This is a genomic window from Meiothermus sp. (assembly GCF_026004075.1).
Taxonomy (GTDB): Bacteria; Deinococcota; Deinococci; order Deinococcales; family Thermaceae; genus Meiothermus.
In genome coordinates this window covers 699,803-721,080 of the sequence record NZ_BPIK01000002.1, presented here as the reverse complement: position 1 = coordinate 721,080, position 21,278 = coordinate 699,803, and the positions used below count along the sequence as shown (strand labels likewise).

General features: G+C 69.3%; 23 protein-coding genes. 6 read left to right on the top strand and 17 right to left on the bottom strand.

From position 1 onward, the window contains the following. The first annotated feature begins 51 nt into the window (after positions 1-51). Complete coding sequence (locus Q0X18_RS16015) at positions 52-585, top strand: tyrosine-type recombinase/integrase (protein WP_245453152.1); 534 nt, start codon at positions 52-54, stop codon at positions 583-585. Here Q0X18_RS16015 and Q0X18_RS16010 read toward each other — a convergent pair. Genes Q0X18_RS16010 through Q0X18_RS16000 form a run of 3 tightly spaced genes read right to left on the bottom strand, consistent with a single transcriptional unit; the run spans position 553 to position 4,341 of the window. Next, positions 553-2,082 (bottom strand): class I SAM-dependent DNA methyltransferase, encoded by a 1,530-nt coding sequence (locus Q0X18_RS16010; protein WP_297563982.1) that lies wholly within the window; start codon positions 2,080-2,082, stop codon positions 553-555. The genes Q0X18_RS16015 and Q0X18_RS16010 overlap by 33 nt on opposite strands. After that, positions 2,082-3,323, bottom strand: coding sequence for a restriction endonuclease subunit S (locus Q0X18_RS16005; protein ID WP_297563981.1), 1,242 nt, complete (start codon positions 3,321-3,323; stop codon positions 2,082-2,084). Before Q0X18_RS16005 ends, Q0X18_RS16010 begins: the two co-directional genes overlap by 1 nt. After that, positions 3,304-4,341 (bottom strand): YhcG family protein, encoded by a 1,038-nt coding sequence (locus Q0X18_RS16000; RefSeq protein WP_297563980.1) that lies wholly within the window; start codon positions 4,339-4,341, stop codon positions 3,304-3,306. The genes Q0X18_RS16005 and Q0X18_RS16000 overlap by 20 nt, the downstream gene beginning before the upstream one ends. A gap of 122 nt (positions 4,342-4,463) precedes the next feature. Here Q0X18_RS16000 and Q0X18_RS15995 point away from each other — a divergent pair, with 122 nt between their 5' ends. After that, entirely contained in the window at positions 4,464-5,705 is a 1,242-nt protein-coding gene (locus Q0X18_RS15995) for an RNA-guided endonuclease TnpB family protein (protein WP_027887999.1), read from the top strand. A gap of 30 nt (positions 5,706-5,735) precedes the next feature. On the opposite strand, the gene Q0X18_RS15990 is transcribed toward Q0X18_RS15995, so the two are convergent. From Q0X18_RS15990 to Q0X18_RS15975, 4 genes are all read right to left on the bottom strand, one after another. Continuing rightward, entirely contained in the window at positions 5,736-8,168 is a 2,433-nt protein-coding gene (locus Q0X18_RS15990) for a DEAD/DEAH box helicase family protein (protein ID WP_297563979.1), read from the bottom strand. Between the two features lie 90 nt (positions 8,169-8,258). Beyond that, positions 8,259-8,489 carry a DUF4926 domain-containing protein gene (locus tag Q0X18_RS15985; protein ID WP_027883466.1) on the bottom strand — a complete coding sequence of 77 codons (231 nt, stop codon included), beginning with the start codon at positions 8,487-8,489 and terminating at the stop codon, positions 8,259-8,261. Beyond that, a complete protein-coding gene (locus tag Q0X18_RS15980) occupies positions 8,486-8,923 on the bottom strand; it encodes a DUF6883 domain-containing protein (RefSeq protein WP_036197014.1) in 438 nt (145 codons plus the stop codon). The genes Q0X18_RS15985 and Q0X18_RS15980 overlap by 4 nt, the downstream gene beginning before the upstream one ends. Before the next feature lie 25 nt (positions 8,924-8,948). Further along, entirely contained in the window at positions 8,949-9,158 is a 210-nt protein-coding gene (locus Q0X18_RS15975) for a helix-turn-helix domain-containing protein (RefSeq protein WP_018466043.1), read from the bottom strand. A 165-nt stretch (positions 9,159-9,323) separates the two neighbouring features. Between Q0X18_RS15975 and Q0X18_RS15970 the strand changes: the two genes are divergently transcribed. Together Q0X18_RS15970 and Q0X18_RS15965 are read left to right on the top strand one after the other, a co-directional pair. Further along, the gene (locus Q0X18_RS15970) at positions 9,324-9,539 is read left to right on the top strand and encodes an AAA family ATPase (RefSeq protein ID WP_051304278.1); all 216 of its coding nucleotides are present in this window, start codon (positions 9,324-9,326) and stop codon (positions 9,537-9,539) included. A 751-nt stretch (positions 9,540-10,290) separates the two neighbouring features. Then, a complete protein-coding gene (locus tag Q0X18_RS15965; RefSeq protein WP_186814643.1) occupies positions 10,291-10,692 on the top strand; it encodes an ankyrin repeat domain-containing protein in 402 nt (133 codons plus the stop codon). Positions 10,693-10,789: 97 nt separating this feature from the next. On the opposite strand, the gene Q0X18_RS15960 is transcribed toward Q0X18_RS15965, so the two are convergent. From Q0X18_RS15960 to Q0X18_RS15940, 5 genes are all read right to left on the bottom strand, one after another. Beyond that, positions 10,790-11,047: a hypothetical protein gene (locus tag Q0X18_RS15960; protein ID WP_155915736.1), complete on the bottom strand. Its 258-nt coding sequence runs from the start codon at positions 11,045-11,047 to the stop codon at positions 10,790-10,792. A 110-nt stretch (positions 11,048-11,157) separates the two neighbouring features. After that, positions 11,158-11,580, bottom strand: a complete 423-nt coding sequence (locus Q0X18_RS15955) for a type II toxin-antitoxin system VapC family toxin (protein WP_027883278.1) — start codon at positions 11,578-11,580, stop codon at positions 11,158-11,160. After that, positions 11,577-11,837 (bottom strand): type II toxin-antitoxin system Phd/YefM family antitoxin, encoded by a 261-nt coding sequence (locus tag Q0X18_RS15950; RefSeq protein ID WP_027883277.1) that lies wholly within the window; start codon positions 11,835-11,837, stop codon positions 11,577-11,579. Before Q0X18_RS15950 ends, Q0X18_RS15955 begins: the two co-directional genes overlap by 4 nt. Before the next feature lie 178 nt (positions 11,838-12,015). Further along, complete coding sequence (locus Q0X18_RS15945) at positions 12,016-12,318, bottom strand: hypothetical protein (protein ID WP_027883276.1); 303 nt, start codon at positions 12,316-12,318, stop codon at positions 12,016-12,018. Between the two features lie 6 nt (positions 12,319-12,324). Next, positions 12,325-14,301, bottom strand: a complete 1,977-nt coding sequence (locus tag Q0X18_RS15940; protein ID WP_297563978.1) for a hypothetical protein — start codon at positions 14,299-14,301, stop codon at positions 12,325-12,327. 525 nt (positions 14,302-14,826) lie between these two features. Between Q0X18_RS15940 and Q0X18_RS15935 the strand changes: the two genes are divergently transcribed. Together Q0X18_RS15935 and Q0X18_RS15930 are read left to right on the top strand one after the other, a co-directional pair. Next, a complete protein-coding gene (locus Q0X18_RS15935; RefSeq protein ID WP_147075533.1) occupies positions 14,827-15,879 on the top strand; it encodes an erythromycin esterase family protein in 1,053 nt (350 codons plus the stop codon). A gap of 686 nt (positions 15,880-16,565) precedes the next feature. Then, complete coding sequence (locus tag Q0X18_RS15930) at positions 16,566-17,570, top strand: tyrosine-type recombinase/integrase (protein ID WP_051349827.1); 1,005 nt, start codon at positions 16,566-16,568, stop codon at positions 17,568-17,570. Positions 17,571-17,847: 277 nt separating this feature from the next. On the opposite strand, the gene Q0X18_RS15925 is transcribed toward Q0X18_RS15930, so the two are convergent. From Q0X18_RS15925 to Q0X18_RS15905, 5 genes are all read right to left on the bottom strand, one after another. Next, complete coding sequence (locus tag Q0X18_RS15925; protein ID WP_051349828.1) at positions 17,848-18,786, bottom strand: sulfite exporter TauE/SafE family protein; 939 nt, start codon at positions 18,784-18,786, stop codon at positions 17,848-17,850. 11 nt (positions 18,787-18,797) lie between these two features. Continuing rightward, positions 18,798-19,397, bottom strand: coding sequence for a ubiquinol-cytochrome c reductase iron-sulfur subunit (locus Q0X18_RS15920; protein WP_027888006.1), 600 nt, complete (start codon positions 19,395-19,397; stop codon positions 18,798-18,800). A gap of 114 nt (positions 19,398-19,511) precedes the next feature. After that, positions 19,512-19,754 carry a hypothetical protein gene (locus Q0X18_RS15915; RefSeq protein WP_150117948.1) on the bottom strand — a complete coding sequence of 81 codons (243 nt, stop codon included), beginning with the start codon at positions 19,752-19,754 and terminating at the stop codon, positions 19,512-19,514. 695 nt (positions 19,755-20,449) lie between these two features. Beyond that, entirely contained in the window at positions 20,450-20,701 is a 252-nt protein-coding gene (locus Q0X18_RS15910; protein WP_027888008.1) for a glutaredoxin family protein, read from the bottom strand. 3 nt (positions 20,702-20,704) lie between these two features. Next, the gene (locus Q0X18_RS15905) at positions 20,705-21,130 is read right to left on the bottom strand and encodes a hypothetical protein (RefSeq protein ID WP_027888009.1); all 426 of its coding nucleotides are present in this window, start codon (positions 21,128-21,130) and stop codon (positions 20,705-20,707) included. Positions 21,131-21,278 lie beyond the last annotated feature (148 nt).

Below are 21,278 nucleotides of genomic sequence, written 5' to 3'. Positions count from 1 at the left end.
TACGGCACCGGGCTGCGGCTGTCGGAGGCCCTGGCGCTGACCTACAAGGACGTGACCTACCAGGACGGCATCCCCCACGCCGTGCGGGTGCTGGGCAAGGGCAACAAGGAGCGGGTGGTGGTGCTCTCTCCCACCGCCCAGCGGGCGCTCTTCCAGTGGCTCAAGCACCGCAACCTCGAGGGCCATCCCACCAGCCCCCACCTCTGGAGCCACACCTCGGGGGCCCGCAAGGGGCAGCCCTTCCCGGCTCGCACGGTGCAGGCCATGCTCAAGCGGGTGGCCAAGAAGGCCGGCCTCAAGGAGTGGGCCAAGCTCACCCCCCACAAGCTGCGCCACTCTTACGCCTCGGCGCTGATGGAGGCGGGGCGGGGGATCGACGAGGTGAAGGAGCTGCTGGGGCATGCCTCTATTGCCACCACCCAGATCTACGTGCACGTGAGCCGGAAGGGCTCGAGGAGGCTGCTAGGGCACTGCCGGACGTGTTGGGGTAGTGCAGGGCCCTGCAGGGCCCTGCGGCCCCTCACCGGGGAGCGAAGGGGGTCGGCTCGTTCTCTATGCCTCGATCCGATCACGCAGGGCGGTTAACGCCTCGGTGACCTCCCGGCTTTTCTGTTCAATAACCTCGAGCAGCTCTTCAACGGTCCGCGTGTCGGTTTCGGGCCTGGCGTGGGGGTTCACGGCCTTGAGGTCATAGTTCCTGGCCTCGAGCTCAGCCCGGCCCACCGTCCAGCTCCGCTCGGAGTCGGCGCGGGTGGGCAGCAGGCGGAAGAACTCCTCGAAGTGCTCGAGGGTCAGCGGGCTTTTCTTCCCCACCTTCACCCCCGACAGGTCGTAGTACCAGATGCGCTCGGTGGGCCGCCCCTTGGTGAAGAAGAAGATGTTGGTCTTCACGCCGGCCCCGGCATTGACGAAGGTGCCCGGGGGCAGCGAGAGGATGCACCAGACGTCGGCCTCGTTCAAGAGCTTGCGCTTGGTCTGCACGAAGGCGGTCTCCTGCCGGAAGGACACGCCCTCGTCGAGCACGACGGCGCAGCGGCCCCCAGGTCTGAGGGAGTCGAGCACGTGCTGGAGGAAGAGCACCTGGGTCGCGCTGGTCTTATAGGCAAAGCGGGCCTGGGCTACCTTACCTTCTTTACCGCCGAAAGGGGGGTTGGTGAGGATCACGTCGAACTGCGCCGGGGCTCCCTCCCACAATCCCCCGTAGATCTCCTGGCCGGTAAGGGTGTTGCCGTGCCACAGGTTGGGCTTGTCGATGCCGTGGAGCACTAGGTTAGCCAGGGCGATCGGGTAGATCAGGTTTTCCTTCTCGCGCCCGTAAAGCCTCCGGGTTTTGAGGGCCTCGAGCTGCTCCGGCGTGGCGTCGTCCCCCAGCTTCTGCAGCACGTACTCGTAGGCCGTGGCTAGGAAGCCGCCGGTGCCGGCACAGGGGTCATAGATGGTGTCCGCGGGGCCCGGGTCAATGGCCTGCACCATGGCCTTGATCACCTGGCGGGGGGTGAAGAACTGGCCCCCGTCGTTGCCCTTCTCGCCCATCTTCAAGAGGAGCCCTTCATAAACCTGGGAGAGGGTGAAAAGGTGGGTGCTGTCCACCGTTTGCGAGTTGATAAGGTGAACCTTGTCCAGCACGTCCAGGAAGTTGCGCTCGGTGTCCACCCGCACCCGATCGACGCCGGACATGATCTCGCTGATCACCTTCTGCCGGGCGGTGGCGTTGGGCTGGTCACGCAAGCTCTTCAGATAGGGTAGCAATTCGCCGTTGACGAAGCCGAAGAAGGCGCCCAAGGCTCCTCCTTCCAGCTCGCGGCGCTTCCAGCCATCAGGGGCGGCCCAGTCCTGCCAACGGTAGGGGGCCTCGAGGCTGGGGGTAAAGGCCGCCCCCACCGCCTGACTCTGCTCGGCCTCCAGGGTTTCAAGGTCGTCCAGGACGCGCAAGAACAGAATCCAGGTCAGCTCGGGGACGTACTGCAAGGCCCCGGCGCAGTTGGAGCGGCGCAGGATGTCGCAGATGCTCCACACGTAGGCGCTGAGGCTGGATTGGGTGGTGAAGCGGGGTGTACCGTTGGAACCGTTCTTGCTGGGCATCAGAGTTCTCCTGAGAACGCGCGGCGTAGGATGGCGGCGGGTAGGGCGCGGATGGCCTCGAGCTGGGCTTCTAGGCTGTGAATAAGGGCTTGGGTAGCCTTGAGCTTGGCGTTGAGCTCGGCTACGATGCGGTGTTGTGTTTCAAGATTGGGAAGAGGTATGCGCTCGTCTTGGAGCTGCCCCCGTGTGATCTTCTTCATAGAGCCGCTGGCCCCCCCTGCTCGCTCCTTCCAATACCCAGATAGGTAGAGTGAGGAGAGGTAAGCACCCAGGTACGCTGGGTCAGCACCGGTTGCCTTTATTCGTATCGTGAGGTCTGAAGCAACCAAATCTGGGTAACCTCCTGGATATACCGCAACCCTGCCTACGAGTTCGGGCGTGTTGCTTCTGGCAACAAGGATTTCCCCGGGAGATATCCTTGCTTCTCGAGCATCATTGGCCCACATGCGGGCGGTCTTGATCCCTTCTGGCCTGAAGCCTGATTCAGATAGACACGCTGTTGTTATAGCCCGAACCTCAGTGTCCCCATCGCTCGCAATGGATTTTGCGGGTAGGAATGTACTTATTTCGGCTAAGGGAACCCGCTCCCATTCATCTACCCAGGATCCTGTGAAGTAAGCAATTACGTAGGCGCCGGCGAGCTTCCGGGCCGCCTCGAGCCCTTCTTCAGCCGCCTTGCGGGCCTTTTCCACCGCCTCCATCTGCTCGGTGAGGATGGCGGCGATGCGGCGTTGGGTCTCGAGGGGGGGGAGGGGGATAAAGTAGTTTTCGAGTTGAGTTTTTGATATCTCGAGGAAAGTTGCCCCCCTTCCCAATAACTGAAGCTCAGGTACAGCTTGCTTTAACACGAAATATAGGTAAACCGAATCGATGCTTTCCGAGGGAATGAAAGATTTACAGCCTTGATTAGTACAGAGAGGAACGGCAGCTATACCTAGATGCCCAATTGGCGCCCGGCTCGACATAACAACAGTCTTAACGGGCACTAATTCAGCACCGCTGCTCTCATAGCCAAGTTGCGTAATTTTACGTCCGGAAGAATATATTTCCCTTGTTGATAGCTTTCCCAAGTCTGCCGGTGTAATCCAAACGATATCACCATTCCAGTACTCCTTTATGCCAGTTTTAGGTGTCGATCCACCTACCACTTTTGTAACATCCCCTAACCTCACCCACCGCCACCCCTCGGGCAGCTTAGGGCGGGTTTCGGGTTTTGGGACTTCAGTTGTCGGACTGCTCATCGTCTCTCCTTAGCTCGGCCTCGAGCTGCTCCACGCTCGGTAAGGCGGCCTCTAACTCCTTGGGCAGGGCCTCGGCCAGTTGGAAGCTGCTCACGCCCAGGGGCTTGGCGAGGTCGCGCAGCGCGTATTCTACGGTGAGTTTGCGCTTACTCTTGCACAGGATCAGGCCCAAGGTGGGGCCGTCGGTGGGGTGGCGTAGCAGGTCATCCACCGCCGAGAGGTAGAAGTTCATCTTGCCCGCGTACTCGGGCTTGAACTCGGTCATCTTGAGGTCGATTACCACGTAGCAGCGCAGCTTGAGGTGATAAAACAGCAGGTCGAGGTAGTAGTCCTGGCCGTCTACTTCTAGGGGGTACTGGCTGCCCACGAAAGCGAAACCTACCCCCAGCTCGAGCATGAACCGCTGTAGGTGCTCCAACAGGGCGCGCTCGAGGTGCCGCTCGTTGGCCTCTTTGTGCAGGGTCAGGAAGTCGAAGTTGTAGGGGTCTTTGAGCACCTGCTGGGCCAGGTCGGAACCGGGCGGGGGCAGGGTCTGGGCGAAGTTGGTCAGAGCCCGGCCCTGGCGGTGGTAGAGCCCACTCTCGACCTGCATTTCTAGGATAGCCCGGCTCCAGCCGTTCAGCAGGGCCTGTTCGGCGTACCACAGCCGCTGGGCGGGGTCTTTGAGCTTCTGCAAAAGCACCAGGTTGTGCCCCCAGGGCAATTGCGACACAGGCTGTGCCGCAAACTGCCCCTCGTCCGGGTAGGCCTGGTAGAAGGCCCGCATGCGCTCGAGGTTGCGCTTGGAGAAGCCCTCCACGCCCGGGAACTCCCGCTTGAGGTCGCCGGCCACCCGCTCGATGACCTTCTCGCCCCAGCGCCCCTGGCGCACGGCGGCCTCGAGGTCGCGCCCGATCTGCCAGTAGAGCCCCATCAGCTCCCGGCTCACCGCCAAAGCTGCGCGGGTCTGGGCCTGCCGGATGCGCTCCTTGAGGCTCTGCAAGAAGGCGGGGTAGTCCTGGGGCAAGAGCTCGCTCACAGAACTCCTTTCGTGGATGCTCCGCATCTCGCCTCGCCACGGCGAGGCGACGCGGAGAGGAAACGAAAGCCGCTCGCAGAGCGGTACTTCCTCCAAAACATGGCTCCTGGTACACTGGTTTCATGCCCAGGGCAGAAACCGTCGTGCTCAAGCTGCGCCCCCCCGGCAGGGCCAAGCGGGCCTGGCTCGACCGGACCGCCGAACTCTTCCGCCAGGGGACGCAGCTCGGGCTTGACGCTGCGCTGGGCATGGCTACGAGCAGCCGGGCGAAGATACACACCGCCACCTACGCCTCCATTCGCGCCCTGGGCCTGCCCTCCGACTACTGCCGCATGGCGGTCAACCAGGCCGTACAGCTCGCGAGGAGCCACTTCGGGCTGCGCAAGAGCAAGCAGCAGGCGGGGAAGCCTACGGCGGTGCGTAGCCAGGGGATTGGGCTGGGGACTAACGCCTACAAGGTGGTTGGAACCGCCCTTCGGCTTTCGACCGGGGTGCAAGGTGTTTACATCTGGCTCCCCCTTTGTGTCCCGCAGCATTGGCGGGACAGGTTGCAGTACGTCCGTGGTGATGCCCGGCTGTTCAGGCGGGGTGATGAGTGGTTCGTCATGCTGCCCCTCAAAATGCCCAATACTCCAACCGTCCGTGACGGCAACGGCGAGACCGTTATCGGAGTAGACCTGGGCATTGTTCGGTTGGCGACAGCCAAGCATCCCAACGGCGTCTTTATCGCCAACGGGAAAGCCATTCGCCATACACGCGAAGGCTACGCCTCCCTCCGCCGCCGCTACCAGCGCCACCGTCGCCTTGACCGGGTGCGGGCCATGAAGGGCAAGGAGCGGCGCTGGATGACCGACCTCAACCACAAGGTCAGCCGAGGGCTCGTAGACCTCGCGGCCCGGTACCCCAATCCGGTACTGGCTTTCGAGAAGCTGGACGGGATACGCGACAGGATACGGGGCAGCAAACGCTTCAACCGCATGGTGGCGAGCTGGGCCTTCAGGCAACTGGCCGACTTCGTGCTGTACAAGGCTGAGAGGGCGGGGGTGCGGGTTATCTTCGTTGACCCCCGCAAGACCAGCCGCACCTGCCCGAAGTGCGGTCATGCCACCCGAGCCAACCGAACCACGCAGGCCGACTTCCGGTGTGTGGCCTGCGGCTACCAGGGCAACGCCGACGTGGTAGCTTCCCTCAACATCGCTGGCGTAGCGGCTGGACTGCTGCGCCAAGGGCCGCCTGACACGGCCCGACCGAGCGCCGCGCCACGGTGCGGCGCAGGTCAGGCTGCTCCCGCTGGGGAGCGGCTGGATGGAGTAAAGGTGTGGGCTTCGGTCCATGCAGACTCCAACCTTGAAAGCTCCGTGTAGGAGCCCCCGTTCTTCAGAACGGGGAGGATGTCAGGCCTCGAACATCCTCTCCTTGGTCTGGCGCAGCACCTCACGTGGCTCCCCTAGCTCCTTCAGGGCCGGCAGCCCCCCGGCCCGCACCACCTCGGGCACGTTGAAGATCTGCGGGCTCTCCAGGGCCTCGGTGCCGGAGCGGCTGAACTGGTTGGCGATGGCCAGCACGGTGGCGGCGGTGCGCCGGGGCATGGTTCCCATCCAGTCCCGGTGCTTGTAGCTGAACGCCCCGGCCCGCTGAAGGCGGGTCAGGGGGTTCATGCCGTAGCCCAGCGCGGCGAGCACGTCGTAGAGGTCGTAATCGGTCATCTCCTCCACCACCTGCACCACCTTGGGGCTGTAGCCCGAGCGCACCAGATGGTCCACCAACTGCCGGCGCTCGTCGGGGTGGACCCAGGCCCGCCGGAAGTGCTCAAGGTCGGGGGCGGCCTGGACCAGCCGCTCCGAGAGGCGCTCCTTGTACTCCTCGACAGGGATGAGCTTTTCCTGCCCGTCCACCTGGGCCACCACCAGCCGCCCGGCGGGCCGGACCAGCACACTGACCCCCTCCACCTGGGGGATGGGCTGTGGCGGAGGCTGCGGGTTATCGGGGCCAGGGCCTTCCTCATCCCCAGGTTCCCCCTCCTTGGAGCCCTCAGGCCGCGTGTAGCGGGTCAGGAAGGCCTCGCCGAACAGCCGGCTGGCGTCGGTGTAGTCGTAGACCCGGAACATCAGCTTGTCACTGGCGAGGTCGATCCGGGTCCCCCGGCCCACCATCTGGTAGAAGGAGATAGGGCTTTGCACGTAACGGAAGAAGACCACGTTCCTCAGGCAGGGCACGTCCACCCCGGTGGTCAGGAGGTCCACGGTGGTAGCGACGAAATGGCTGTTGCTAGAGCCCCGGAGGTCGGCCAACTGGTCGTTGCCCCCGCTGGCCGCGGTGCACTTGAAGGCGTAGTACTCCTTGGGGGCCTGGCCGTTCTCCCGGCACCATTCGGCGTAGAGGTTGCCCATCTCCCGGGCCACGGCCTGGGCGTGGGCGTCGCGCACGCAGAAGATCACCGTCTTCTGCTCTGGCCCCCCGGTCTCCAGCAGCCGCTGGAAGAGGTCGGCGCACATGGCCTTGACCCGGTCGGGGAGCATGATGCGGTCCTCGAAGCTGGTCTTCTCGTAAAGCTCCTCCAGCTCCTCGCGGCTTAAGGGCCGGCCGGTGATGGCGTCCACGGGTTTGAGCGCCAGGATCTGATCGATGCTCAGCCCGGTCTCGTCGATGTCCACCTGGGCCCGCACCACCTCGCAGGCGGCCAGATAGCCGTCCTCGATGCCCTGTGCGAGGTCGTACTCGTAGACCGGCTCCCCGAAGTGGCGGATGTTGTCGGCGGTGATGGCCTCGTCCTCGAGGGCCCCTGCGGTCTTCTCCGGGAGCTTGAGCTGCCGGGGGGTGGCGGTCAGGCCGATCTGCACCGCGTCCGGGTTCCTCAGGAGCACTTGGCTCCACTTGCCCCAGGCGCTGCGGTGGCACTCGTCGATGATGATGTGGCTGAAGTAGTTCTCGGGGTAGTGCTCGAGCAAGAAGTTGGCCGTACCGTCCTCGTTGCCTACATCCAGGGTCTGGTAGGTCGCGATGTGGATGCGAGCGTTCTTGGCGTGGTTGCTGCCGTCGGGGTTGCGTTTGACCTCGGCGGCATCGGTCCCGAAGACGTTGGTGAAGGCGGCGAGGGCCTGCTGCCGCAGCTCGTCCCGGTCGCAGATGAACAGTGCCCGGCGCAGTTGTCCTGCGTCGGCGACGCGCTTCAGAAGCTGCACGGCGATGAAGGTCTTCCCTGCTCCGGTCGCCAGGGTGAGCAAGGCCCGGCCCGGCTTCTCCTGGGTGGCGTCCCTGGCCAGCTTCTCCAAGGTGGCGCGGATGGCGGCATCCTGGTAGTAGCGCCGGGTGCCTTCTCCCCCCGGATACCGCACCAGAAGGGGGCGGGCCGCCGGGCTGTCCAGACGGAAGCCCATCATGGCCTCGTAGCGCGCCCGGAGCTCCTCCGGGGTGGGGAACTCGCTCATGGGACGAGGATCGGAGGTCAGGCCGGTGCTCCGGTCGAACATGACCCAGAAGTACCCGTTGGACGAGAACACGAAGGGCACGTTCAGCCGTTTGGAGTCGGCGTAGAGCCGGGCCTGCTCGAGGCCGTGGTCGGGGGGAAGCTGGTTCTTCTTCGCCTCCAGCAGGGCTACCGCGACGGGCTGGGCATCCGGCGTCACCCGCACCCGGAGGGTGTAGTCGGTCCGGCCCCGGCGGCGTTTACCCCGGCCGTCCACGATGTCGATCGCTCCCGCGGTCTCTTCCCGGCGGAGGTGGGCTTCGGTCCACCCGCGCAGGCGTAGCGCGGGATCGATGAGCTTCGAGCGGGTGTCGGACTCGGATAAGCGCTCGTCGCGGTAGTCGGAGTCGGGCGGAAACATAGTTGGCAGCTTTATTTACCGAGGCGCTTCTGGATTGCCTGCTGTAGCTCTGTGTCGGAATTGAGCTGTGCTAGTAACGCTCGCAATACCTCACGCGACCTCCGCCCGGCGTACGTGGAGCAGGTCGCCCTCCTCCACCGCCCGCACTTCCTCGGGGGCGAGGGTGAGCACCCCCAGGGTGTGGCCGGTGAGGGTGGCGAACTCCACCTCGTAGCCCTCACCCTCCCCCCAGACGTGCACCACCGTGCCCACATCCCCGGCCTCGAGGCCGAGTTCCGGCTTGTCCACCCGGAGCACCACGCTGTCCAGCTCGCGGATCATCCTCTTCCTCCCTCCGCGGGATAGGCCGTGACCAGCCGCGCCCGGGCGTACCGCGTAGCGGTCCCAACGGGAATCTGCCCACGGGTGCGCGGCTCCGCCCCCCCGCAGCCCTCCCCGACCCACACGCTCACCACGCGGGCGCTGCCCCGTGGACCCAAGTGAAGCCGCTCCGGCGGCCCGGCGATGCCGGTACTCAGGAGCTTCCCCCGAGCGGCCCACTTGAGGCCGAAGGGGGTGGCCTCCTCCTGCACCTCAGGGGTCACGCGGGCCTGGAGCTTGAGGGCCTCCGCCAGGTCCAGGGGGTTCTCGGCGGTGAAGCCCAGCGCCGCGAAGAACCGGGCCTTGTGCCGGCCCACGGGGTGGGTGGGGGAGAGCAGGTAGTCGGTGAGCTTCCGCAAGGGCACCTCCAGCTCCATCCCGGCCAGGGGGTTCACCGCTTTCCCCCGGAGGCGGCCGTCCTCACGGCTTGGCCTCCTTCTCCTTCATGCGGTCGAAGGCCTCGAGGGCCTCCTTCCCGCCCAGCAGCCGGGCGGCCTCCTCGCGGGGCACCCGCCAGGTTCGCCCTACCCGCACGCCCCGGATCTCGCCCCCTCGCAGGCGCTTGCGGATGGCCTCCTCGCTGACCTTGAGGGTCCGGGCCAGCTCCTCCACGGTGTAGTAGAGCCCCACGGGCGCATCTTACCCAACCGGGCAAACAGGGGCAAGCTGAGGTCAGTAATTGCTGATTGCAGTAACTACTGATTTCAGTAAATACTGAGTACAGGAAATACTGCGTTCAGTAACGCAGTAGATCAGCAAACCAGTGATGCGGCAAGCGATGGAATGGAGGTACCAATGGCGTTCGTGGGCAGACAGCAGGAAGGGCGTGCACTCCTCCTTTCGGTGCGCGCCGGGCGCGGGGTGGTGCTGGCGGCCCCGCCGGGCTACGGCAAGAGCGCCCTGCTCGAGGAGGTGCGCCCCGCCCTCGAGGCCTGGAGCGCGGTGGTCTGGTGCGACAAGCTCGCGCCCTTCGGGGCCTTCCTCAAGGACCTCTTCCGGGGGCTGAGGTAGGGGTCCCCCCAGGCCACCACGGGGCACAGCGCGCTCAGCGGGGCCAGCGCCGGCGCGGCCCCCGCCAGGGGCAGCCGGTAAAGCCGGCGGGCGGCGGCCTCGAGGAGGGGAAGGGGGGGAGGGGGGCGCGCATAAGCACAGTGTAGCCGCCCCGGCGTCACCGCCCCCACCCCGACGCCGGTGACGCCGGACGCGCCGGGTATCCTTAAGGCAGCACGGGCCGGGACACCCGCCGAAGGTAGCAGCGCCCTGCTCAGCAGCTTCGACGCAAAACCCGCGCGCCCCCCACCCCGAACCGTTGACGGTCCCGCCACCCCCGTACTACCCTCCCGGCCATGGAGAACGCCGAGAAGGTCGTCATCGGCCGGGGCCTCGAGGCCCTTGAGGCCTGGCGCCGCGCCGGGCGGCTGGGGGAGGAGGAGGACCCGCGGGTGCTCCCCCACCCCGAGCCCGCCGACGTCGACGGGCGCGAGGTGCTGGGCGAGGTGCCGCTGCCCCTGGCCGCACACGCCCGCCTGGTGCGGTGCCTGGGCCCGGCCGAGGGGGAGGAGGCCGGGCAGGTGCGCAGCTACGTGGTGCTCGACCACGAGCGCCTCGAGCGCGAGGCCGAGCGGCTGGCCCTGACCTACGCGCAGGCCCGCGCGGCGCTGTGGAAGAATGGGCAGCCCCTCTCCCTCGGCACCCCCTCCCTCGCGGAGGCCGCCGCCGGCCAGGTGCTGCACCAGGTTGCCGTAGGGCCCAGTGGGTGGCCGTGCACCAGGCCATCGACGCCAGGGACGTGGAGCAGCTGCACCGGCTGCTGCGGGCCGGGGCCCCGCTGGAGGCCCCGGCGGCCGGGGGGGAGAGCCCCCTGCACCACGCCGCGGCGGGGGGCGAGGCCCGGGCCGCGCGGGCGCTGCTGAAGGGGTGGGCCGACCCCGACGCCGCCGACATCGGAGGCCGCACCCCGCTGCACTGGGCGGCCCTCGAGGGGCAGAAGGAAGCGGCGCAGGCCCTGCTGGAGGGAGGGGCCGACCCCCGCCGCCCCGACGTCGACGGCGTGACCCCCGAGGACCTGGCCCGCGCGCGGGGCCTCGAGCTGGGGCCGGAGCCGGCCCGGGCACAGGCCACCCCTGCCGCCCCCGCAGCGGAGCGAGGCGGCCTCGAGCTGTGAGCCCAGGGGCCTAGGGGCGGCCCGCCCCGGCCTCGAGGGCGTACGCCAGCAGCACGAGCAGCCCCACCAGGGCCAGCACCGCCAGGCAGAGGGTGCGCTAGACCTCCTCGAGCCGGCGCGCAAACTCCCGCCGCAGGCGGGAGGCCTCCAGGGCCAGGGCCTCCCGCAGGACCTCCCCCTCCCCTTCCCCCTCCCCCGCAGGCCCCGGCACCGGGGTGAGGCGGCGCTCGAGGCGCACCTGCTCCCGCAACAGGAGTAGCTGCTGGCGCTCGAGCGCCGCCTGGAGGCGCTCGAGGTCGGCCAGGCGGTCGTGGGGGGCGCGGGGCGGGGCCGCAGTCGTGGGCTCGTGCTCCATGGCCCCCATGCTAGCGGGGGGCGGCGGGGGGAGGGGGTGCGGCTCCACACCCCCGTTATAGCGGGGTCGGGCGGCGGGCCGGGGGGCGGAGGGCGGCGGCGAGAGCGGGGTCAGGCCCCCGCCTCCCAGGGGTTGAGCAGCCGAACGGGCAGGCCCCGGAAGTGGCCGGTGTTGCGGCTGACCAGGGTGAGGCCGTGGCGCAGGGCGGTGGCCGCCAGCAGGGCGTCCAGGGGGGAAAGGGGGCGGCCCTGGTTCAGGGCCTCGCCGGTGAGGGCGCCCCACGTCTCCATGACCCCCGTGTCCAGGGGCAGAATCTGCCCGGCGAAGCGCCGCTTGAGGTCTTCGATCCAGCCTTCCAGGACAGCTCGGCGCGGCTCGGGGGCGCGGACGGCCCCCTGCACCAGCTCGCCCAAGGTGAGAGCGGAAAGGTAGGCTTCCCGCACGGAGAGCCCTTTCAGCCAGGCCGTAACCCTGGGGTCGGGCTGACGCTTGGCCGCCTCGGAGACCACGTTGGTGTCGAGCAGGTAGCTCAAAAGCCCACCTCCCGGTAGCCTGCGCGCGACCGGTCGGAGAGGGCCTCGGCCTCCTCGTCGGAGAGGGGCTCCGGCGGGCGGAGGGCCTCGAGCAGGGGGGTATCCTCGCCGCGAAGGCGGGTGTAGGTCGCCCAGTCCAGCACCACCACCGCGGGCCGGCCCCGCCGGGTCACGGTCTGGGCCTCGCCCTTCAGGGCCTGCTCCACCACCTCGGAGAAGCGGGCCTTGGCCTCCTGAAGCTGCCAGCTGCGTTTCACCCCATCAGTCTAGTCTGACTAGATGGGTTGGTCAAGCCGGACCTCCCCGTGGGGGGAAAGAGGCCCTCGGGCGGGAGGCGGGAGGCGGGAGGCGGGAGCGGGCTTCGCGGCCAGCGGGGGGCGGCATGGCCTCCACCGGCCGGGCGGGAGGGGTTGGGGGTGCTCGAGGCCCCCCCCTTCAGGCCTCCTCCAACGCCTGCTCCAGCCGCTCGCGCAGCCGGGCCACCTCCCCCCGCAGCCCGCCCAGCCCCAGCAGCACCGCCCCCGCCAGCCCCCCCAGCGTGAGCTGGGCCAGCGCCCCCTGCCGCACGGCGGCCAGGGCCTCCTGCCGCGGCAGCGAGCCCTCGGGCAGGGCCCGGGCCGTGGGGGTGAGGTGGCGGTCGGGGAGGGCCAGGGGGGGCAGGGCCAGCAGGGCCACCCCCAGGGCCAGCGACCCCAGGATCTTCAGCAGCAGCGCCTCGAGCTTGCCCAGGTTTCCCATGCCCGCTCACCTCCCCGCGTAGGGGTCGAGCTCGGCGGGGAGCTCGTAGGGGGTGTTGAAGACGTCGAAGTCGTTCTCCTCGGGCAGGAAGCCGGGGAAGTTGAAGCCCTCGGGCATCGGCTCCACCACCCAGTCCGCCGGGCGGTGGCCCTCGCACACCAGCCGCCCCCCCTCCAGCCGCATGGAGATGGGCTCTCGCGGGTAGATGCGCACCCAGCGGCCGTAGAGGGGGTGCCACTCCGCGCGCCAGGAGGCGTAGAGCACGATCTTGAGCGGGCCGTCGGCGGGGGCGACGGCGAAGGCGCCGGAGACCCGATCGGCGTCGGTCCGCCTCCCGGCGTACTTCCCGTTGGCGTACTCGATGAAGGCGGGGTCGCCGACGTCGCCCTCGTAGCCGTAGTACAGCGCGGGGGGGCTGGCGGGGGCCACCGGGGGGTAGTCGGGGTTCCAGTTGCCCGGCTCGACGCCCCACGGCCAGCCCACCCCCGGCTGCAGGCAGAAGGCCCGCGGCAGCCACACGGGGGCGGGGGGCAGGGGGCGGTCCTCGAGGTAGAAGCCGCCCGCGGCCCTGGGGTCGGGCACGCGCTCGAAGGGCAGGTCGGCCTCCTCCACCGCCTGGGTCTTGAGCTCGCCGAGCACCCGGAACTCGGGGGAGCCCCCCGCCCCCTCGACCAGCCCCGCCTCCACCCAGCCCCGCACCCACCGCCCGTCGCGCGCGCGCTTGAGGTAGACCTCCACCGCGCCCCGCTCGGGGGCGCTCATGCACCCGGGCCCCCCGCCCCAGGCCTCGCCCACGAAGCCGGGGGCGTAGACCCAGCTGCGGCCCCAGAAGCGCAGCACCATGACCCCCCGTTCCCCCCAGATGTGGACGCCCAGGAAGCCCCGGCCGCCGCAGCTCACCTCCAGCCGGGTGACGCCGGAGGGGTCGGGCGGGGGCGGGGAGTCCTTCAGGTCGCAGCCCGCCAGCAGCGGCAGGCCGAGCGACAGGGCGAGGAGGGAGGGGCGGCAGGAGCGCAAGGACCGGAGGAAGGACTTGAGCATCATGGGCACCATTCTAGCCACCTCAGGATGAGAGCCCGGCCCGGGCCAGCAGCACCCAGTACGAGGCCAGCAGGCCCAGCCCGGCCAGGGCCTTGTCGCGCCGGCCCCCCCGGCGCAGGGCCAGCCCCGCCGCCAGCAGGGCCGGGGGCAGCGCCACCAGCAGGGCCAGGCCGGGGAGGAAGGAGGCCCCCGCCGCCGCCAGCCCCGCCGCCAGGCCCAAAGCCCCGGGGGAAGGCGGGCGGGCGCGGGGGCGGGGGCGGGCGGGGGCTCCTGCCCGTGCGCGGGGGGACGATCCCCTTCGGGACCGCTAGGCGGTAGACCCAGCGGACGGTCCCCTTCGGGAAGGCCTGCGGCCGTGCACCAGGGCGGGCGGCCCCCCTCGGGGCGGGCCGCGGTCATGGCCCGCAGGTAGCGTTCCCACACCGCCTCGTAGCGCAGCTCCTTGCGCGCGTGGCGCTTCCCCCGCAGGGGGGGAGCCTCCAGGGCGTGCAGCACCCGGCGGGCCAGCCCCTCCCACGCCCCCGCCCCGCCCACGGCGCGGGGGGCGCCCCACTCGTAGCCCCAGTCGTAGCCGGGGAAGGGGTAGAGCAGGGCCCCCAGGGCGTCGGCGCGCTCCTGGTGGGCCGGGAGGTGGGCGTTGAGCAGCAGCAGGTTGCCCGCCAGGGCGGCCTCCGCCGCGGCCAGCGAGAAGGTCTCGGTGCGGCTGGGCGAGGCGAAGAGGTCGGCCAGCCGCAGCAGCTCGAGCACCTCGGAGCGCTCCAGGCGCGCCGCCCCCAGCGCCTCGGAGGTGAAGATGACCTCCTCCCCCGCCGCCAGCCCCGCCGCCCCGGCCAGCCGGGCCAGCTCGGCGCGGGCCAGCGGGGGCAGGACGGCCTCGGCCTCGCGGGCCTTGTCGGCGTCGATGCCGGCGTGGGCGTCGTGGGGGTCTTCGTAGGTGTGCACGCGGGCTCCTCCTGGGGGTTGGGTTCTTCGGGGGTTGCCCCCGGCCTGGGTTGGGTTCTTCCGAATTATCTCCAAGGCCGGGGTGTTTTAAAGCGATCCGCACCACTCTTGCCGGCGCCTCCCCCACCCCAGCGCCTTGCGGCGGTCGGGCGGCCGTAGGGCAGCGCGCCGCAGAGGCGGTCACGGCGGGCGGCCATGACGCCCACCCGTGCGCACGACCCGGTGGCGGTGACGAAGGGAGTGGCGCCGGCCTGGGGGCTCCCGGAGCTGCAGGCGGTGGAAGCCAGGCGCGGCTGGGGTCGCGCCTCGCGGCGAGCCTCCCCCGGCCCCGCTGTACCTGTGCCTCGAGGGCGTCGAGGTCGGGCCCGGCGGCCGGGGTGTCCGGGGTTGTGTAGAATGGCTACGAGGTGATCGGGTGTTGAACGCGGGGAAGTGGCCGCCGGCCGGGCACACCCGGGGGACCGCGGAGGGCGGGTGACCTGGGGCCGGGGGGCCTCGAGGTGGCTGCGGCCGCTCTGGAGGCTGGTGCGCTTCCTGTCGTCGCTCCGGGGCTTCCTGCTCCTGTGCGCCCTGGCGCTGCTGGCCGCGCTGGCGCTCGACCTCGCCAACCGGCCCGTCGTCGCCCAGCTCCGGGGCGAGGCCCACCCCGTCAGCGGTTCGCCTACCGCGCTCAGCCCGGCCGACAAGGCCTACCTCCGCCGGCTGGTCGGGAACGCGCGGGTGGTGGGGCTGGGCGAGGGGTCGCACGGCACCAAGGAGATCTTCGAGTACAAAGCCTCCATCATCCGCTTCCTGGTCGAGGAGATGGGCTTCAGCGTGCTGGGGATGGAGGCGCCTGACGACCCCGTCGCCAACGGCATCGTCCAGGCCGGCCTGCCCGACGCGGGCGAGCTGGCGGCGCGGAACATGTTCCCCGGCACCCGGGAGCTCGCCGGGCTGCTGGGGTGGATGGCCCGCTACCGCCAGCAGCACCCCGACCGCCCCCTCGACCTCTTCGGCTTCGACGCGGCCTTCGATCAGCCCAGCTGGATTCCACGGTTCATCATCCTGGACGACGGCACCCGGGACCGGCTCATGGCCGAGACCATCATCACGGTGCTGGAGAAGGAGTACCCCGGACGCAAGGCCGTCCTCTGGGCGCACAACGGCCACGTCGCCTTCCCCGAGCGGGCCATCTACCCCTTGCGCGGGTCCCCGATGGGCTGGTACCTGCGTCAGCGCTACGGCGGCGGCTACTTCGCCCTGGCCACCACCTTCTACTCCGGGCGGGTGCTGGCCATGTGGCCCCAACTACCCGGGGTCGGCCAGGAGCGGGTGGCCATGCCCATCTTCCCCACCCTCCCCGGCACCGCCGACTCCGCTTTCCACCGGGCCTTCGGCGGGGACTTCCTGCTCGACCTGCGCGCCGTCCGGCCTGATAGCCCGTTGGGGCGCTGGCTGCGGCGGCCCCAGCTCATCAAGGCCATCGGGTCGAGTTACGTTCCTCTCCTGCTCGGCTCGAGCCCGGCCACCCTCCCCGACTACTTCGACGCCCTGCTCTTCGTCGACAAGACCACCGCGGCCGAGCCCCTACGGTGAAGCAGCAAGCAGGGCCGTGGGCGAGTGGGAAAGTTCGGTACCGGGGTACCACGCCAGGGAATGGGTGACCGCACGGCGCAGGTGTGCCAGAAGAACTTGCAGCGGGGTGGGCGTCCTGCCCTGCCCCTCCGCCACGACCTACCCCAGGGAGTGGAGGCCGAGGCTCGAGCCTCCGATTCCGGCGTCCCTACCCCCCAAAACCTCCACCTAGCCCGGTGTCCAACCCTGGGCCCCTCCGCGGAGGGGCCTTGCTTTTCGTTTTATGCGGTCGGCGGTCTCGAGCCCGTCCTGGACAGCGTTTTTATCTGGGATAGGTCCAGAAATCGATAACTCGGACCCAATCCTGATAACAGTAAAGCCGTGGAGAGATCGGTGGGGGTTCGAGGGGCAGCTCGGGGGCAGTGGGCAGAGGGCGGATAGCTCGAGGCCACCCCCTGACCACTGTCCGGCACCCGGCTCGACGGCCTCGAGGCGAAAACCCCCAAACCTCAAAACCCCACAGGGGGTTCGGGGTGTCCAACAGGCGGCGAGCGCCCGGTTCCTATACCGGCGTACAGACAGTGCCCGAGGCAGGATCGGCCCCGGGTGTAACCCCACAGCTTAGTAGGGGGCCAGGCCCTTCCCTGGGGTGCTTAAGAATTTTTATGGAAATCGGCATTTCCATAAACTTATGCTAGGATGGCCGCATGGACGATCCCCTGCTGGGACGGGCAAAGCCCACACACCGGGTGGACCCCCTCCCCCGCCCTGCCCCCCTCGACCCGGCGCTGGAGGAGCGCCTGGAGGCCTTCGCCCGCTACCTACGCCTGGAGAAGGGCCACGCCCCCCGGGGCGTGGAGAAGTACCTGCGCGACGTGCGGGCCTGGCACCGTTTCCTCGAGCGGCGCGGCCTGGGGGAGACCCCCGAGGCGGTGCGGGCCCTGCTGGAGGAGCGCTCCCCCGGGCCGAGGCGGGCGCGGGCCCTGCTGGCGGCCCTGCGCACCTACTGCCGCTGGCGCCGGCGGGTGCGCGGCGAGGCGGTCGAGGACGTGACTGAGCCCGTCGCCCGCCCCAGGGCCGGCGCCCGGCTGGCGGTGCACCCCGAGCGCGCCGAGCTCGCGCGCTTCCTCGAGGCCCTGCAGGGCGAGCCCGAGGAGGGCCTGCTGCGCCGGCTGGCCCTGTTCCTCTACGGCACCGGGCTGCGCATCTCCGAGGCGCTCTCCCTCCGCCGGCGCGACCTGGTGACGGAGGGCAGATTCCCTTCGGGACCGGCGGACGCCGGTACGCCTGAGGGCGGGGCCCCGGCGGCGGTGCGGGTGGTGGGCAAGGGCGACAAGGAGCGCCTGGTCCCCCTCTCCCCCGCCGCGCGGCGGGCGCTGGCGGGCTGCGGGGCCGACCGCCTCTTCGTCTTCGAGGCCCGGGGGCCGGGCCGGCGGGTGGGCAAGGTCCCCACCGCCACCTGGGTGCTGCTGCGCTTCCGGGCGGCGGCCGTGCGGGCCGGGCTGGACCCCCGGCGCTTCACCCCCCACAAGTTCCGCCACGCCTTCGGCACCGCCCTGGTCGAGGAGGGGGTGCCGGTGGACGCGGTCAAGGAGCTGCTGGGCCACGCCTCGATCGCCACCACCCAGGTCTACCTCCACGCCTCCGCCCGCCGCCTGCGGCAGGCCGTGCAGAAGCTGCCCGAGGTGGGGCCGGGCCAGGACGAAGGGTGAGCGGGCCGGGGGGAGGCACTGGAGGCTGCCTTGCGCGGGAAGGCCCCGCCCGAAGAACCCCTGGCTCCCCCGCTGCAGACGTGGGGCTAAGGCCCGGCACCTCCCGCGGCGGGACACGCCGTTGCGCCCACGTTGCGCCCGGCGCGTAGGGTGGGAGTGTGCAGGCCTCCACGCTGTGCCTCCAGGGCGGGGCCTGCACCTGCTTATGCTCCTGCCCGGGGCGCTCGCCACTCCGAGAGCTCCGCAGCCCTGGCGCCGGTGCTGTTGTAGGTCGGCTTTACAAGAACCAGTACACGAGGGTGTCGTAGAGCCCTGCCACGACCAGGACGACCCCGCTGGCGAGGTTCAGCCGGCGCCCGCCGCGGCGCATCTCGCCCAGCACCTCGCCTTTGGGCTTGCCCCGGTCGAGCAGGGCCAGGATGAGCAGCACCGGCACGGCCGTGCCCAGGGCGAAGAGGGCCGGGAACACCAGCCCCGCCCTCGAGGCCACCGCCGCGGGCAGCATCGCCCCGAAGAACAGGAAGAACATGGTGGGGCAGAAGGCCAGCCCGAAAGCCGCGCCCAGGGTGAAAGCGCCGAGACTGCCGCCCCTGGCCCGGGCCCAGTCTCCCAGCCGGCCCGGCCCCAGGCTCGGGCCCGGCAGGCGGATCAGCCCCAGCAGCAGGAAGCCCATCAGCACCATCAGCGGCCCCAGCACCCGGCGGACGCCGGTGAAGAGCGCCCCGGGCGCGGTGAAAGTGCCCCCGAAGACCCAGACTGCGACACCTGCCAGCGCCAGGTAGACCAGCGCCTTGCCCAGCAAGAACCAGCCCACCCGCTTCCAGGCCGAACCCTGGGCCTCGAGCGCGTCCCGGGCCAACCAGGAGAGGGCGGCGGCATTGGTGGAAAGCTGGCAGGGGGCGAGGGCCCCCAGCAAGCCCAGCAGGAACGCGCTCAACAGGGGGATCCCCAGCCCGAGCCGCAGGGTGTTGATGGGTTCGGCCAGCCAGGCGTAGGGCTGGCTGGCCAGGGCATAGAGGCTCGGGGCCAGCGCCGCCAGCGGCGCGCCGAACAGCACCAGGGCCAGCCCCAACCCCGCCAGCAGCCCCCAACCCAGATAAGGCGCCACCGCCGCGGGGTTTCCCGGGTTCGAACCCCCCAGGGTCCTCGGGAACCTGCGCCCGGATTTCGGGCCGGGGGTGCTGCTGCCCGGCGGCTCAGGCGGGATCTTGGCCATGGGGTCTCCCTTTAGGTCGGCGGCCCCACCGGGCCCTGGAATTCCCCGGCCACCACCAGGACGCCGTCCTCGACGCGGATCGGCAGTTGTGGAAGCGGTTTAGGGGCAACAACCAGGGCCTTCGCGCGGTCCCTCGGGTCGTACTGGGCTCCGTGGCAAGGGCAGAAGAGCAACTGCTTGTCAGCGATCCAGTTGCTCACGATGCACCCCAGGTGCGTGCAGACCCCCGAGTAGGCCACGACGCCCCCGGCGGCGTGCCTGGCGGTCTCGGCGGTGAGCGAGGCGGCCTCGAGCCGGAGCAGCAGCAGGGTGTTGGCCGGCTCCTCACCCTTGACCACCCGGGTCTGCGGGTTCATGGGATAGGCGATGACCTGGCGCTGGCCCGGCTCCAGATCGGACGCGTTGACCGGCTGCCCGGCCCTATCGCCCTGGGCGTAGACGATCAGGTCCCCCGGGGCCACGGGCTCCCGCTCCGGGGTGACCTGCTCCTGCGGAACCAGCCCGGCCCCTACGTACAGCGCGGAGAGCAGGGCGGCTCCGCCCCCCGTCGCCACAGCTGCCTGCAGGACAGCCCGGCGATGGACGTACGCTTTGAGTTCGCTCACTTCCATAGCTGACACCTCACTTGCTCCGCCACACCCGGGCTCGGTCATCGACCCAGAGCAACTGGCCTCGCCCGGGAGCAAAGCCCGCCAGGCCGCGCCGACGAAGGGCCAGCCGCCCCATCACACCACTGGGGTCGCCAGCAGGAAGCCCCACAGCCCTACCGAAAGGCCGAAGGGCGGCATGTCGGGGAAGCCCAGCGCCCCGCCGATGGGCGAGAAGATCACGACGGGGATGGTTAGGGCCAGCGAGATCAGGAAGCGCCGCAGCATGTCGTCAGGGCTGCTGTGGCCGGCGTGCTCGTCGTGGGCAGTGTGGCCCACCCCAGCGTGATCAGGCCGGATCTCAGGAGCCGTGTGCCCCATCGCGGCATGGTCGTGTACGGGGGCGGAGTGCTGGGCTAAAGCGTGGTGGCCCGTCGAAGCGGGATCGTGGCCATGCCCCTCGTGTCCGAGGCTGGGATGGCCGGGTTGGGCGGTGGAGGGCACGCAATCTCTGCAGTCGCAGTCGTAGCCTGCCTGCTTCAAGCGCTTGCGGATGGCCGCCTCGTCGGTTCGCGCGGGGTCGTAGCTGAGGTGGGCGACGGCCGTGGTCCGGTCGAGGTGGACCTGCTGGACACCCGGAAACTGTGCGAGGAAGGCCTCGACGTCCGCCAGCTCGCTGGCGTCGTAACAGTTCTTGAACGACACCTCCAGAACGGGCCAGCGAGGGCTCGAGTGGGCAGCGTGGGTCTCCATAGACACATGTTCCCCGACTTGGGTTAAGCCAGTGTAAAGCCCCGATTGCCGGACTCAAGCTCGGGCGGAGCCTTCAAGACATGCGTCTCAGCTCGGACGCATTCTCGTCTTCACCGTGCGGCCCGTGTCCAAGAGGGGGGTCGTTCTGCAAGAACCGAGAAGCCCCGGACTTCCGGCCCTGGGGGGGCGTCACCCTAAGTCGCGCTACAGTGAGCCTGCAAAATGAGCATTTTGACAGACCCGCTATGGCGCTCCAATTCTTCTCCCGAGCATGCCTGCGAGGGTCGCTCAGGATGGCTTTTGACAAAGCCACCTCGAGCAACTTAAGGCTGGATCCCGACCGCCTGGAGCCAGGCCCTGAGCCTGGCCACGGAGAAACCGCTGAACGAAGCCGCCTGTCCGGCATACACCAAAGTGGGCACGCTGCGACGCCCGTTGTTGAGGGTCAATACCTCCTGCTCGGCTTCAGGGTGCTGGTCGATGTTGATCTCTCGGTAGGGAAGGTTGAAGGTAGCCAGCGCCTGTTTGAGGGCTTTGCAGTCCCCGCACCACGGGGTCGAGTAGAGGATCAGCACAGCCTACCCCGCCGGCTTTATGGCCTCGGCTATGGCCTGGATCAGTTCTTCCTTGCGCTCGTAGGAAGGTCGCAGGTAGACGTGGGTCTCGTGTAGCCAGTCGTGAACGGCGGCGATTTCAGTGCCGTTGGGTAGTTTGAGGTGGGGGTAAGCCCCGTACTCCATGGTCATCCCGAAACGCTCGGCCACCGCTTCGAGGGCCTCCACCTTCTCCAGCGTCCAACGGGTGGCGAAAGGCAGCAGGAAGGCGGGCTTGCCGCAGGAGCCGCCAAGCCCAAGCATCTGGAAGCCGCCCACCAGGGGGGCGCTGTACTTGGCCTGGGAACGGGCCACGAAGGCCTGGCGGTCTTTGACCTTATCTTTGCTGGTCTTGAGGCCGGCCACAAACAGGCCGAGGGACTTGTCCTTCTCTTGGGTTATTTCGCTCATACTTCCTCCTGTCTTGGGAGACAAGTGCATCCCCGTACGAACAGAACACGCAATGATCCCCAGGTCTGGGTTTGAGCCACACGCGCTCGAGAGGCGCTAGCCGATGTCCGCAGGCATGGTAGATTTCTGCGCCGCATTGCAGGCAGCG